The 15,036-nt window shown below is 59.6% G+C and carries 9 protein-coding genes; 7 read left to right on the top strand and 2 right to left on the bottom strand.

The annotated features are described in order from the left end of the window. Window positions 1-108: 108 nt before the first annotated feature. Both hexR and BHC62_RS25800 read right to left on the bottom strand, forming a co-directional pair. Window positions 109-975, bottom strand: a complete 867-nt coding sequence (gene hexR, locus BHC62_RS25805) for a transcriptional regulator HexR (RefSeq protein WP_029290040.1) — start codon at window positions 973-975, stop codon at window positions 109-111. A 153-nt stretch (window positions 976-1,128) separates the two neighbouring features. After that, window positions 1,129-4,011 carry an EAL domain-containing protein gene (locus tag BHC62_RS25800; RefSeq protein ID WP_070996656.1) on the bottom strand — a complete coding sequence of 961 codons (2,883 nt, stop codon included), beginning with the start codon at window positions 4,009-4,011 and terminating at the stop codon, window positions 1,129-1,131. 279 nt (window positions 4,012-4,290) lie between these two features. On the opposite strand from BHC62_RS25800, the gene uvrD reads away from it, so the two are divergent. The 7 genes from uvrD to BHC62_RS25765 all read left to right on the top strand — a co-directional run bounded on the left by uvrD (window position 4,291) and on the right by BHC62_RS25765 (window position 14,963). Then, the gene (gene uvrD, locus BHC62_RS25795; protein WP_029290045.1) at window positions 4,291-6,474 is read left to right on the top strand and encodes a DNA helicase II; all 2,184 of its coding nucleotides are present in this window, start codon (window positions 4,291-4,293) and stop codon (window positions 6,472-6,474) included. A 226-nt stretch (window positions 6,475-6,700) separates the two neighbouring features. After that, window positions 6,701-7,576: a Tim44 domain-containing protein gene (locus BHC62_RS25790; protein WP_029290048.1), complete on the top strand. Its 876-nt coding sequence runs from the start codon at window positions 6,701-6,703 to the stop codon at window positions 7,574-7,576. A 185-nt stretch (window positions 7,577-7,761) separates the two neighbouring features. Then, window positions 7,762-8,259 (top strand): RNA polymerase sigma factor, encoded by a 498-nt coding sequence (locus tag BHC62_RS25785; RefSeq protein ID WP_029290050.1) that lies wholly within the window; start codon window positions 7,762-7,764, stop codon window positions 8,257-8,259. Between the two features lie 43 nt (window positions 8,260-8,302). Then, window positions 8,303-9,283 carry a FecR domain-containing protein gene (locus tag BHC62_RS25780; protein WP_224791155.1) on the top strand — a complete coding sequence of 327 codons (981 nt, stop codon included), beginning with the start codon at window positions 8,303-8,305 and terminating at the stop codon, window positions 9,281-9,283. Window positions 9,284-9,473: 190 nt separating this feature from the next. After that, entirely contained in the window at window positions 9,474-12,521 is a 3,048-nt protein-coding gene (locus BHC62_RS25775) for a TonB-dependent receptor domain-containing protein (RefSeq protein ID WP_256324424.1), read from the top strand. Between the two features lie 87 nt (window positions 12,522-12,608). Beyond that, window positions 12,609-13,370, top strand: a complete 762-nt coding sequence (locus BHC62_RS25770) for a Slam-dependent surface lipoprotein (RefSeq protein ID WP_029290056.1) — start codon at window positions 12,609-12,611, stop codon at window positions 13,368-13,370. A 93-nt stretch (window positions 13,371-13,463) separates the two neighbouring features. Then, entirely contained in the window at window positions 13,464-14,963 is a 1,500-nt protein-coding gene (locus tag BHC62_RS25765) for a surface lipoprotein assembly modifier (RefSeq protein ID WP_083335489.1), read from the top strand. Window positions 14,964-15,036: the final 73 nt, after the last annotated feature.

Here is a 15,036-nt window from a genome sequence, read left to right as displayed (position 1 = left end):
GTTACAGGACGATGAATACTGACCTGTGGTGAGCGGGCTTACTGTGATGAAAAGGTTTGTTGTGGCGAGCGGGCTTGTCACAGCAAGCCTGTTTGCCAGGGGGTCGAGTCAGTCGTCGAGGGCTTTGACGGACTTGGGTGACAACCGCAGGCTGCGCAAGCTGCGCTTGACGCTCTTGAGGTGGTTGACCAGGCTCGGGCCACGCGCCATTGCCACGCCCATCGCCAGCACGTCGATCACCACCAGGTGGGCGATACGCGAGGTCAGCGGGGTGTAGATTTCGGTGTCTTCGTGTACATCGATCGCCAGGTTGACCGTGGACAGTTCCGCCAAGGGCGTCTGGCTCGGGCACAGGGTGATCAACGAAGCGCCGCTTTCACGCACCAGGTTGGCGGTGATCAGCAAATCCTTGGAACGACCCGACTGGGAAATACAGATCGCCACGTCGGTGGGCTTCAACGTCACCGCCGACATTGCCTGCATATGCGGGTCGCTGTAGGCCGCCGCTGTCAGCAGCAAACGGAAGAATTTGTGCTGGGCATCCGCCGCCACCGCGCCGGACGCACCAAAGCCGTAGAACTCCACACGCTGGGCCTGGGACATGGCGGTCACGGCTTTTTGCAGCTCGATCGGGTCGAGCTTCTCCCGCACTTCCATCAGGGTGTGCAGGGTGGTGTCGAAAATTTTCAGGCTGTAGTCGGCGACGGAGTCGTCTTCGTGAATCGCGAACTGGCCGAAGCTGGCACCGGCCGCCAGGCTCTGGGCCAGCTTCAGCTTCAAGTCCTGGAACCCCGAGCAACCGATGGCGCGGCAGAAGCGCACGATGGTCGGCTCGCTGATGCCTACGCTGTGGGCCAGGTCAGCCATGGAACTGTGCATCACGGCCGCAGGGTCAAGCAGCACGTGATCGGCAACCTTGAGTTCCGATTTGCGTAACAGGTGGCGCGACTGGGCGATATGTTGCAACAGGTTCAAAGGGCAGGACTCTTGTTATTGGCAGACGCCAGGGATGTAGCAAGCTTGTAGTTATACTACAAGAATTGTTGATTTGCCCGTTCGATGCATCACTAAATCGCCCTACTGCCCCCTGAATCAGCGGGCATATGCCATGTAGCACCCGATGGCGCCTCACTGGCAGTCAGGAAAATCTGCATTTTTTCGTAACAAATCCGCCAACCCTTCGGCCTCGATCGGCCGACTGATCAAATAGCCCTGCACTTCATCGCAATTTTCGGCGCGCAGGAAATCCAACTGCTGCTGGTCCTCCACGCCCTCAGCGACCACCTTGAGTGCCAGGCCGTGGGCCATGGCGATGATCGCCCGGGTAATCGCCAAGTCTTCGCGCCCCTGGCCCAGGCCCCGAATAAAGGTCTGGTCGATCTTCACGTAATCCACCGGGATGCGCTTGAGGTAACTGAGGGACGAATAGCCGGTGCCAAAGTCGTCAATGGCCAGTTTCACCCCCAGGTCGCGCAATTGCTGGAAGGTGGCGATGATGTGCTCGACGCTGTCGAGCAGTTGGCTTTCGGTGAGTTCCAGCTCCAGGTACTGGGGGGCCAGCCCGGTTTCGTCCAGCACCTGGCGCACCAGGCTGACTAATTTGCCCTGGCGCAACTGGTGCACCGACAGGTTGACCGATACGCGAATCGGCGCCAGGCCTTGGCGCTGCCATTCACACGCCTGCCAGCAGGCCTGGCGCAGCACGAACTCGCCCAATGGCACGATCAACCCGGTTTCTTCTGCCAACCCGATAAAATCACCGGGCGGCACACTGCCCCATTGCGGGTGGTCCCAACGCACCAGCGCCTCGGCGGCGTTCATCTTGCCGGTGGCCAGGCACAGCTTGGGTTGGTAGAACACCTTCAATTGGCGCTCATCGATAGCCTTGCGCAGTTGGTTTTCCAACTGCAGACGCTCCAGGGTGCTGGCCTGCAGGCTGTCGGTGTAGAACTGGAAGTTATTGCCGCCCAAATGCTTGGCGTGCTGCATGGCCATGTTCGATTGGCTGACCAGCGCGGAAATTTCCCGGGCGTTATCCGGTAACAGGCTGACACCGATTGAGGCGCTGACCACCAATTCGTGGCCCTCCACCGCCACCGGCACCCGCAGTTTGGCCAACAACCGGGTAGCCACGCGCGCCAGGCTCGACAAGCTGCCATAAGCATCGAACAACACCGCGAATTCGTCACCGGACAACCGCGCGATGGTGTCGGCTTCCGGTAAGGCGTTGATCAGGCGCCGGGCCATTTTCTGCAGCAATTGGTCGGCGATTTCATGGCCCAGGCTGTCATTGAGCAGCTTGAAGCGGTCCAGGTTGATATGCAGCAACGCCAGGCTACGACCGCCCTGACGTACCCGTTGATGGGCTTCGCGCAGGCGTTCGCGGAACAGCGAGCGGTTGGCCAGCCCCGTCAGTTCGTCGTAATGGGTGAGGTAGCGCATGCGCTCCTCGGACTCGCGGCGCGCCGACAAATCAGCGAAGAAGCCCACGATATGGCTCACATTTCCCCGAACATCACGCACCACGCTCAGTTGTAGCCATTGCGGGTACAGTTCGCCGTTCTTGCGTGCCTCTACCAGTTCACCCTGCCAACTGCCGTGGCTCAACAGGGCCTGGCGAATCACCGGGAAGTGTCGGCGCGCATCGCGGCTGCACGGCAATTCCACGACGTTGCGCCCGAGCATGTCGTCGATATCAAAGCCGGTGACGCGGCTGAAGGCCTGGTTGACCGCAATCAGCACATATTCCGGATCCAGGATCACAATGCCTTCGCTGGCCGCCTCGAACACCGTGGACGCCAGCCGCAACTGCTCCTCCACCGCCTTGCCGGCGCTGATGTCGCGCCGGGTACCGAGCATGCGTGTCACGCGTCCGCTGGCGGTACGCTCCACGGCCCGCCCGCGATCTTCGATCCACACCCAGCGCCCGTCGCCGTGGCGCACGCGGTACTCCACCTGATAGTCCTCGCTGCGACCTTTCAGGTGCTCCACCAATGCGCGCTTGAGCAGTGGCAGGTCGTCCGGGTGCAGGCGAGGCTTGAGGTCGCGCAGCATCGCCGTGACGTATTCAGGCTCCAGGCCGAACAGTTCCTTGAGCTGGGTGTGATGGACTTCATCGGTTTGCAGGTTCCAGTCCCACAATCCCAGTTCACTGGCCTGCAATGCCATGGCCAGGCGCGCCTCGCTCTTGCTCAGGGCGAGGCTGGCGGCGTCCAGTTGCTGGCCGCGCTGTTCGACACGGTGTTGCAGGCCGATTTGGGCCTCGCGCAACTCCTGCTCGACCTGGCGCCGCTGCTCGACCTCGCGCACCAGGTCCTGATTCAACTGCTCGCTGCGTTGGCGGGCCTGCTGCAGGTGCTCGATCAGGGCCTGGTTCTGGAAGCGCCGCAGCAAGCCGCGCTGGATCAGGCGATTGACCTGCCATGCCACCAGGCTCAAGGACGCCAGCAGGATCAGGCCCAGGTAACTCCAACCCTGCAATTGCGGTTCGCCGCTGCAGAAGAGATAGAGGATGGTGGGGACCAGGCAGGGCAAGGCAAACGACAAAAACGCCGGCAGGCTCACTGCGTAGGCCACGCTGGCCGATAAAGTGGCCGCGCCAATCAGGCCAAACACCCAGGCCTGCTGCACGAAGCTGTCCAGTGGTACCAGGGCAATGGCCGCGCTTGCCAGGGTCAGGCCACTGGCTGCCGAGCCCAGCATGAACATCCGTCGCCAGATCGGCTGCGCCTGCCGGCTGGGCAGGGCGCTATCGAAGGCCGCCACCTGGATCACGCGCAACGCCACGAGGGCCAGCAACCACACCAGCCAACTACCGACTTGCACATAGCGCTGCGGGCTCCAGAGCAACCAGGCGCAGACCAGGCCGTTAACCAGCATCAATAAGGTGGGCAGCAACGAACCTTGATACAACAGACGCGTGCGCTCGACCGCCATCTCCATGGCGTAGTGCTTGCGGACAACCTGCGCCGGCGCGAGAGAAGGTCCAGGCAGGTCAGTGCTGAGGGTCATAGGCAGTGTTCTTATAATGGTGAGCCCGAAACGTCGACGGAGCATACACAAGCAGGCGTGCAGACCAAACTGCTCTGGATCATAAAAATCCGCGAATAAACCCGCGCAAACCTTTGGCCCAGAGGGGCTGAACAAGACAGGGCGCGGGCTGCAGGCGATGACTTACCGGTCATCCCTGTGGATCGATTATTTGCCGATTGTAGATCGCCGCTGTTTTTTTGTGCCGACCATCCGGCAATGGGATTTGCCCCCCTTCCCCCGGCACCCTAGAATGCGCCGATGCGCGATGATCTCTCCCTTTTGCTGAACTCCCTCAACGATGCCCAACGCCAGGCCGTAGCAGCCCCCGTTGGCCGTCAGTTGGTCCTGGCCGGTGCTGGCTCCGGTAAAACCCGAGTGCTGGTGCACCGTATCGCCTGGTTGATCCAGGTCGAGAACGCGTCCCCGCATTCCATCCTGTCGGTGACCTTCACCAACAAGGCCGCTGCCGAGATGCGCCACCGCATCGAGCAGTTGATGGGCATCAGCCCGGCCGGGATGTGGGTCGGCACCTTCCACGGCCTGGCGCACCGCTTGTTGCGGGCCCACTGGCAGGAAGCGGGCCTGGCCCAGACCTTCCAGATTCTCGACAGCGATGACCAGCAACGCCTGGTCAAGCGGGTGATCCGCGAGCTGGGCCTGGATGAGCAACGCTGGCCGGTGCGCCAGGCCCAATGGTTTATCAACGGCCAGAAAGACGAAGGCCTGCGCCCGCAACATATACAGGCCAGTGGCGACCTGTTCCTGGCCACCATGCGCAGCATCTATGAAGCCTATGAAGTGGCCTGCCAGCGTGCCGGGGTCATCGACTTCTCCGAGCTGCTGCTGCGGGCCCTCGACCTGTGGCGCGATAACCCCGGTTTGCTGGCCCATTACCAGAAGCGCTTCCGGCACATTCTGGTGGATGAGTTCCAGGACACCAACGCCGTGCAGTACGCCTGGTTGCGCCTGCTGGCCAAGGGCGGCGACAGCCTGATGGTGGTGGGCGACGACGATCAGTCGATCTACGGCTGGCGCGGCGCGAAAATCGAGAACATCTACCAGTATTCCGACGACTTCCCGGATGCCGAGACCATTCGCCTGGAGCAGAACTACCGCTCCACCGCCGGGATCCTCAAGGCCGCCAACGCATTGATTGCCAATAACACCGGGCGCCTGGGCAAGGAGCTGTGGACCGACGGCGGCGAAGGCGAGGCGATCAACCTTTACGCGGCCTTCAACGAACACGACGAAGCGCGCTACGTGGTGGAAACCATTGAAAGCGCCCTGAAAACCGGGCTGGCCCGTAGCGATATCGCCATTCTGTACCGCTCCAACGCCCAGTCGCGGGTACTCGAGGAGGCCTTGCTGCGCGAGCGCATCCCGTACCGCATCTATGGCGGCCAGCGCTTCTTCGAACGTGCGGAAATCAAGAACGCCATGGCCTACCTGCGCCTGCTGGAAGGTCGCGGCAACGATGCGGCGCTGGAGCGGGTGATCAACGTACCGGCCCGGGGCATTGGCGAGAAAACCGTCGAGGCGATCCGCGAACACGCACGGCACAGCGATGTGTCGATGTGGGAGGCCATGCGTCTGCTGATCGTCAATAAAGGCCTGACAGGTCGCGCTGCCGGGGCGTTGGGCGGGTTTGTCGAGTTGATCGACAACCTTGCCGCCAAATGCCTGGAAATGCCTCTGCACCTGATGACCCAGACGGTGATCGAGCAGTCGGGCCTGATCGCTTATCACGAAGCGGAAAAAGGCGAGAAAGGACAGGCTCGGGTAGAAAACCTTGAGGAACTGGTCAGCGCCGCCCGCGCCTTCGAGAACAGCGAGGAAGATGCCGACCTGTCGCCATTGGCGGCGTTCCTCGGCCATGCATCGCTGGAAGCCGGCGATACCCAGGCCGACGAACACGAAGACAGCGTGCAGTTGATGACGCTGCACAGTGCCAAGGGCCTGGAGTTTCCCTACGTGTTCCTGGTAGGCATGGAAGAAGGGCTGTTCCCGCACAAGATGAGCCTGGAAGAGCCCGGCCGCCTTGAGGAAGAACGCCGCCTGGCCTACGTTGGCATTACCCGGGCGATGCAGAACCTGGTGATGACCTACGCCGAGACGCGTCGCCTGTATGGCAGCGAGACCTACAACAAGGTGTCGCGTTTCGTACGGGAAGTGCCGAAGGGGCTGATTCAGGAAGTACGCTTGTCCAACAGCGTCAGCCGGCCGTTCGGCGGGGGCCAGCAACAGAATTCCAGCAGTATGTTTGCCGGTTCGGAAATTCCCGAAACCCCGTTCAGCCTTGGCCAGCAGGTCAGGCATGCGATCTTTGGCGAAGGGGTGATCCTCAACTTCGAAGGCGCCGGGGCCCAGGCCCGCGTGCAGGTGAACTTCGCTGAAGGCAGCAAGTGGCTGATGATGGGCTACGCCAAGCTTGAAGCGGTCTAAACGAGCTTGCTCGCGAAGATCGTCAACGATAACGCGGGCATCCTGAATGAACGTGGTGTCTTAGGGTTTTTCGCGAGCAAGCTCGCTCCTACACCGTGTACGAATACCTCCTACGGAGCATTCGGATTAGGCCTTACGCAAAAGCCCGAAACATTATGTCGCTAGCCACTGTCAGTACACCTGTGCAACATGGCGCGCGTGCAATCCACAAATGGGAATTCCCTTTATGAAACGTTTTCTTAGCATCGCCATGGCGTTGTGCATCGGCCTGACGATGAGCCTCGACGCCAACGCCAAACGCTTTGGTGGCGGCAAAAGCTCCGGCGCAGCGCCGAGCCATCAGACCAGCCAAATGGCCCCAGCCGCTGGCGGCATGGGCGGAGCGGCTGCCACCGCAGGTGCAGCCGGTGCCGCAGGCGCTGCTGCCAAGGCCGGCGGTGCTTCGCGCTGGTTGGGCCCTCTGGCCGGTATCGCTGCCGGTGGCCTGCTCGCTTCCATGTTCATGGGCGGCGGCTTCCAGGGCATGCAGATCTTCGACATCCTGATCATGGCGGTCATCGCTTTTGTGATCTTCCGCTTTATCGCCGCCCGTCGCCGCAAGCAGCAGGAGCACCTGGCTCCAGCCGGCGCGCCGATGCAGCGTGAAGTGTTCGAGCAAAAGCCTGCCATGGGTTCGATCTTCGGCGGCTCGGCGGCACCTGCTGCTGCCGCTCGTCCGGTGATCAACGCGCCAGCCTGGTTCAACGAAGAACGTTTCGTCGAAGCGGCCCGCAACCACTTCCAGTCCCTGCAGCAACACTGGGACGCCAACGAAATGGACAAGATCGCCGAGTTCGTAACCCCGCAATTGCTGGAGTTCCTCAAGCGCGAACGTGCCGAACTGGGCGACGCATTCCAGTCGACCTACATCGACGACCTGCGTGTGCAACTGGAAGGTGTGGATGACCGCGCCGACAAGACCATCGCCACCCTGACCTTCAGCGGTGTGTCGAAGACTTCGCGCTTCGACCAGGGCGAAGTGTTCAGCGAAAGCTGGAACATGGAACGTCCGCAAGGCGAAAACCAGCCTTGGCTGGTAGCCGGTATCCGCCAGAACGGCTGATCCGCAAAGGCGCATAGCCTGCTGTAACAAACGCCCCGGTCGGGTGCAGCGCTCCCAAGAGCCTGCACCGCCGGGGTGTTTTTTTGCCTGCGGAAAACTCAGTGCGGAGTTTTACTGGATTAATGAGAACGACTCTCATTATACTCGCCCTCCCCGGTTCTGCCCGAGCATAGGAAAGTGCCGCCGTGCTGGAAAAACTGTTCACTCAACACGCCCCTGCGTTGCATCGTTACCTGTTGCGCAAGAAGTGCTCCCCCAGCCTGGCCTCCGACCTGGTGCAGGACACATTTTTGCGCATCGCCCAGCTGGAGAGCCTGGAACGCGTGCTGTGCGCACCGTCCTATCTGTTTCGGGTGGCGCACAACCTGATGATCGACCATCACCGCCGCTTTGGTGAAAAGCGCTATGACAACGACCCCACGGCCTTTTTCGCCACGTTGGTCGATGAGACCAGTTGCCCTGAAGAACAGGCACTCGGCGCACTCGAACTGGAACACCTGGAAAGCCTGCTTGAGCGCATGCCTGCCCGTACCCGCGACGTATTTATGCTCTGCCGTGTCGAGGGCATGACGCACAAAGAGACCGCGCGCTATTTACGGATATCCACAAGCTCTGTACAAAAACACATGGCAATGGCCCTGGCCAGGATTGGTCGGGCGCTGGAACCTGGCCAAGAGGGCTGAGCCTTGTGTACGACAAAGAGCCAAAAGGTAAATAGACCCAACCGTGAACGCCTCCCCACAGACTATCGACCCGGTAGAGCGCAAAGCTGCCGACTGGGTGATGCGCCATCGCCAAGGACAGCTTTCGGCACGTGAACTCGAGGCCTTTGAGCACTGGCTGGCTGCCGATCCATTGCACGCCGCCGCCGCCGAGCGCGCCAATCGTGCGTGGCAGGCCACCGCACAGCTCAAGCAACGTCCCGGTTATGTAAAACCCCAGCGCCCGCCGCGTTCTGCCTGGCTGCGCATGCCGGTTGTCGGCGGCAGCGCCTTGGCCGCACTGACAATCGGCTGTTGGATGCTGTTGGCGCCACCTTTCTGGGTGCAAGCCCTGAACAGCGACTATCACACCGGCTTTGGCGAAGTACGCCAGATCACCCTGGCCGATGGCAGCCAGGTGCAATTGGGCAGCCACAGCATTCTCAACCTGGCCTACGACGACCAGACCCGGCGCGTGCGCTTGAGCCAGGGCGAAGCCGTATTCACACCTGCGCCGATGAATGAACAGGAGCGTCGCCCCTTCACCGTCCAGGCACCCGGCGCCGATATCACGGCACGCGGCACCCGTTATCTGGTGGGCATTGGCAAGGATCGCGAAGGCTGGGTGGGCGTATTACAGCACCGGGTCGAGGTCAACCTGACCGATCACGGCCGCGATGAGGCAGCCGGCTCGGCATTGCTTGAGCAGGGCAACAGCCTGCGTTTCAGCCCGAAATCGGGCCTTGTACCGCTGAGCACCAGCCCCGAGGAATTGGCCAGTTGGCAGGAAGGACGGCTGGTGTTCCAGCGTGAGTCCCTGGCCGACGCCACTGCCCGCATCAATCGCTATCGACCTGGACTGGTGCTGGTCAAAGGTGAGGCGCTGCGCAACGTCAAAATCAGTGCGGTGATGCGCCTGGATAACCTGGACGAAGCGCTCAAGCACCTGGTGGCGCAAGCCCATGGGCGGATTGTCGAGTTGCCTGGATTGACACTGATCTACTGATCAACCTTAAAAATTAAGATAAAAAACTCTATACATAGATCATAACGATCTATCGCGTTTTTGCAGCTGGGCCGTTTCTACTACATGTGAATAAATCTTATTTACTTTAGTGAGGCCGGTTTTGCAGACGCAAGAGAACAACAAAAAGTGCAGGGCAACAAAACGCACCCGGTTGAGCCTGGGAATTCGGTTGGCCGCCATTGCGCTGGTCGCCGATGCCGCGACCATCAGCCCGGTGCGGGCAGCCCCAGCCGCCAGTGCAGCGCACGCCCCGGCCACTGCTGTACATAATTTCGACGTGCCTACCCTGGCCCTGGATCAGGCCTTGGTGCTGCTGGCGCGCCAGGCCGGTGTCGAGCTTTACCTGGGCAGCAACGACTTCACCAACAGCTACGGCAACCCGGTCAAGGGTCGCCTGTCCCTGGACGCAGCGTTGCAAACATTGCTGGCCAATCAAGGTGTCACCTACAGCCTCGGCGGCCCTTCCGACCGCCCGATCATCCAGGTGCAACCCGGGCCGAACTCGGCCGGCATCCTGCCTGGCGACCTGCATCCCACCTACGTGCTCGGCATGGAAGGCAAACAGTCGCGCGACGAAAAGGGCTACAACGACGTCTACGACCAGGACATCTCCACGGTCTACGCCGGCAAGGAGCAGATCGAACGCTACAAAGGCGCGGCCCCCGCCGATATGTTCAAGGGCATGCTTAACGTCTACAGCGGCGATTCGCGTAACAGCGGCGCGCTGGACCCGAACATCCGCGGCATCCAGGGCCCGGGGCGCGTGCCGCTGACCATCGACGGCACCGAGCAGGCAATCACCGCTTATCGCGGCTATATGGGCGCCAACAACCGCAACTACATCGACCCCAACCTGATCGGTAGCATCAAGGTGTTAAAGGGCCCGAACCTGGAGCGCAACGTCTATAGCGGCATCGGCGGCGCGGTGGTGGCCAGCACCCTGAACGTCGACGACGTGCTCAAGCAGGACCAGGAATATGGTGGCGAACTTAAAATAGAAGGCAGCAACAACTCGGTGTCGCCCAAACTGCCGACGCTGATGACCGGACAAATGCCCAGCCCCGGCTATGAATACTCGCCTATCAGGGGCTATTACGATCACTCTTTGTACAAACACTCACGCACCAGCAGCAGTAACAAGCTGCTGTCCAGCGATGACTCCGCCTACCGCCTGGCACTGGCCACCCGCCAGGAAAAATTCGAACTGCTGGCCGCCTACGCCTTTCGCGAAAAAGGTAACCACTACGCGGGCAAGAACAAGAGCGACTTCTACTCCAGTGGAAAGCAAGTCAACGGACAGTTTGACTACATTCCCAACCTCGCGACCATCTACAAACCGGGCGATGAAGTCCCCAACACCTCCAGCAAGATGGAGTCCTGGCTGGGCAAGGCCAAATTCAAGATCGATGAAAACCAGTCCCTGGAGTTCGGCTACCGCGACACCGATGCGCTGTATGGCGAGATCCTGCCATCACGGATCTCGTTCTTTAAACCCGGCACAACTTACGACGCCGCCAACAAAGGCGTGCCGCAGTGGCCGTTGAGCCATGTGCAAAGCAAAGCCTACAACCTGGAATACAACCTCAAGCCCGAGGGAAACCCGTGGGTGGATTTCTATTCCAACCTGTGGATGACCAACACCCGCAGCGATACCTACAGCAGCGGCGGCGTCCCCAATCAAACCACCCTCGCCGACCCGGTGTACCGTAATACCGCCCTGGCCAACTCCAAGCATGATCGTATCGGCCTGACCGCAAGCAACAAGTTCAAGTTGCTCGACAGCCTCGATCTGACGCTGGGTGGTAGTTACCAGCATGAAAAGTTGGGCTCGAACGACAACTATTACGACCCCATCATCAGTGACACGTTGCGCATGTACCCTCGCGCCGGCCGCCGTGAAGAGCAGGAATACAACTTCAAGTTCGACTGGCGTCCCGTGAGCTTCGCCAAGTTTGAGGCGGGGATGCGTTATTCGTCTTATTGGGCATTTGATGATTATTTGAAAAGTGCTCAGGATAAGAGCGGAATAACAACGCAGTTTGAAGAAACCGGACGTCGCGTATATTACACCACGCGAAAGACACTGACCGACGCCGAGTTACAAGCCGACATCGATCGACAAATTGCAAGCAACAAAGTTTTCTGGGATATGTTTGATACTCCGGAATCAGAGCGCCAGGAGATAATTGACGTAATCAAACAACAAACACCCCGTGTGCAGGACACTCAGCACCGGGCAGATTGGGCGAGCGATGGCAAAGGTGGTTATTCACGCGATAACAATCCATGCATTAACGGATTGAATGCAGGCGAAAATATTATTTCCTGCAGCGCAGGCGGTAATGGTGAAGGCTACGAGAAAGATATAACGGCCAAGCATCAGAAAGACAGCGGTTGGACGCCCTCATTGTCTGGCACGTTTTACACCTCGGAAAATGGCCGGGTCTATCTTCGCTACAGCGAGGCCATCCGTTACCCGAGTATGTTTGAAAGCACCATTGGCTTCTCCTCCTCGGTCAATCCCTGGGGCCTCAAGCCTGAGCATGCCCATAACTATGAAGCCGCCTACATCCATAACCTGGCCGGCTGGGGGGGCAGCGAAACCGCCGACATCAAGCTGAGCTATTACTACAACACCACCAAAAACGTGATCGAACGCGACCCACAACTGCGCTTCAGCAACTTGGAAAAGCAGGTCACTTCGGGTGTGGAGTTCCAAGGGCGCTACGATAATGGACGGTTTTTCACCGACATGAGCATTGGTCATGTCCTGAAAAACAGAGTCTGCGATGAAAACTCGGCTGTCTCCGTCAGCACCGACGGCAGTACCCCCAACTGCGTGGATGACGGATTTGTAGGCGGATACCTGGTGAGCATGGCAATGCCGGAGTGGACTGCCAACCTTGGTCTGGGTGCGCGATTCCTTGATCGAAAGCTGGAAGTGGGCGGACGGGCTATTTATTACCGCCAACATGAAAACAAGTTTTATGACAACTACCCCAACAGCGCCATGGTCAGTTATTACCTGAATACGCCTATGTCATGGGACAAGATCGTCACTTATGACGCCTACGTGAACTACAAGTTGACCGATGACGCATCCATCGAGTTAACCGGCACCAACTTGAGCAACCTTTATTACATCGACCCACTGACGCGTTCGGCCATGCCTGCGCCGGGTCGAACTTTGAAGCTCGGTTTCACCGCTACTTTTTAATCCTGGAGGTATTGCATGGGAGGCTAAGAAGAAATTGGCAAACGCTTGACGTGTTGACTTAATTTAAATCACTCAATGGATGATGAAATGAAATCTTTCAACTACACAGTATTGGCAATGGCACTTCTGGGTCTGGCTGGCGTTGCTCAAGCAGCCACTTCTTCTGGTCAAAGTTACGATGGCACGATCGTCGTTGACGGTTCCAGTGGCTCAGGCTCCACCAACCACCCAGGCTCCGCTGGCCAACCGGCCATTGGCGTCAAGGCTTTTTACAACGGCACTAAAGTCGCTTTCAGCGGTTTGAAAGGTATGGCTGCCACCGATGCCAATGGCGTCTCCACTATTACTACCGCGATGATGCCACCCTCTCACTCCACACTGGGCAACTTCGATTTCAAACAAGTTGCCAACCAACAGGTGTACTACGGAGAGTGGTCCCAGACTGGTGCCAACAATGACCCAAGCCGTGTCGTGTACTACTCCGGCGATACCGCTGGCCGCGTACTGCCAACGGCCAGCGTGACCTACGCGGTACAGGGCATCAACAACTACTCCGGGGCTAACATGCTGTCTGGCGACCTGACCGCCTCGTTCGGCAACGCTGCACCTACCTTGACCGGCTCACTGAGCAACAGCACGCTGAAAGTTCAAGTAACCGCCGCCATCGACACCGCCACTGCAGGCTTCGCCGGTACTGCCCAGGCGCGTAATACCGCAACCAACGCGCTGCTTTCGTCCGGGACCTCCCAAGGCAGCTTCTTCGGCGCAGGCTCCACCGCGTCGCTGGCCGGTATCACCACGTTCTCCAATCGCGACTACGACATCTCCTTCGGTGGCGTAGCCAAGTAATCGCCGGTTGAACCTGTTGTAGCACCACCCAAGCAAGTGCCTGCCCCCAGGCACTTGCTTTTGGCGTTTTGAAGCGATCCCGAGAGCCCGGTAATGCCCCAGCCCTACTGCAAGCGATCCCTCACGCTCCACGCTTTACCCTTTTCCCTGCTGCTGTTCATGGCCCCTGCGCTATTTGCTGCCGACCAGGACACCAGCTTGCGCCTGAACCAGACCATCGAGTACCGCGCCAATCAGCAAGAGCGCGAGTTGCTCAAGGATGAATTGCCCAGCGACGGCGCCGCGCCACTCTTGAACATCGACGGCCAGGACTACACCGTCGGCAACAACCTGGATGAATTGGGCCGCGCGGTGTACGTGTCCCTCTCACGCCAGAACTGGCCACAGGCCAGGGACTATCTCAAACGCTACACCGCCCTGCCCGGCCATGATCCGATGCTCACCGCCTATGCCAAGGGTGGCCTGGCCCGCGCCGAAGGCGACCTGGAGCAAGCCGAAGATTATTACCGCCAATTGCTGGCGATACAGTCCGACTTCCTGCCGGGCCGCCTGGAGCTGGCGCGGGTGCTGTTCGAGAACCGCAAGGATGGCGAGTCCAACGCCGTATTCCAACAGATCAGCAGTGGCCTCAGCCCCTCCGACGCGCAGGCCATGGGCCTGGGCAAGACCGTCGACAGTTTCAAGCAGGCCCTGGATCACCGCGAAGACTGGCAAGGCTCCTTCGCCATTGGCCCGACCTGGGGCAAAAACCTCAATCAGTCCCCCGAAAGCACAGTGACGTATCGCTACGTCACTGCCGAAGAAACCATTCTGGTCCAACGCTCGCTGCCCAAGGCTGTGTCTGCCCACGGCGCGGATTACGAGGCCACGCTCAACAAACGCATCGCCCTCAGCGGTCATCACGGGGTGTTCATGCGCTCGCTGTTGTACGGCCAGGCGTATGAAAAGGAGAGCAAGTACAACGAAAGCACCCTTATCAACAACGCCGGCTACAGCTACCACGATGCGAAAAACCAGTACTCCCTCGGGCCATCGTATGAGTTCAACACCATCGCCGACAACGCCATGTACAGCGCCTGGGGGTTGCGGGGCGAATGGATTCACACGTTATCGGCTACGCGCATGTTCAAGCTGGAAGGCGAATACAAGGATATGGCCTACAAGCACGACCTCAACAGCAACCTCGACGGCGGCATCAGCTCGGTCTACGCCACTCTGTGGCAGGCCCTGCCCCAGCGCTGGACGTTGTTCGGCGGCGTCGACCTGAGCCAGCGCAACGCACGGGATCGCACCCAGGCTTACCTGCAAAAAGGTGTGCGGCTGGGCGTCGCCAAGGATTTCGAGGTGGGAGTCAGCGCTGTGCTGTTCGCGTCATACCGCAAACGCCAATACGATGCCTACAGCGCCCTCGTCGATGACCGACGCAGCGACGATGAACAGGGCTACACCTTTATCCTGCGCGCCCCACGCCTGGCGGTGATGGATGTGGTGCCCAGTCTGACGGTCAAATACAACAAGGTCGTAAGCAATGTCGACTGGCTTTATTCCTACGACAAAAACAGCATCAGCCTAAAGCTGGAAAAGCAGTTTTAACCGTCTTCACCGGGTTTTCTATTTCGCGGTTGCACTTATAGCGAGCTACTGTATAAAACGCCCCTATAAACCG

Origin of the sequence: Pseudomonas sp. 06C 126 (genome assembly GCF_001855215.1) — a bacterium.
Taxonomy (GTDB): domain Bacteria; phylum Pseudomonadota; class Gammaproteobacteria; order Pseudomonadales; family Pseudomonadaceae; genus Aquipseudomonas; species Aquipseudomonas proteolytica.
This window is presented reverse-complemented; position numbering and strand designations above follow the sequence as displayed.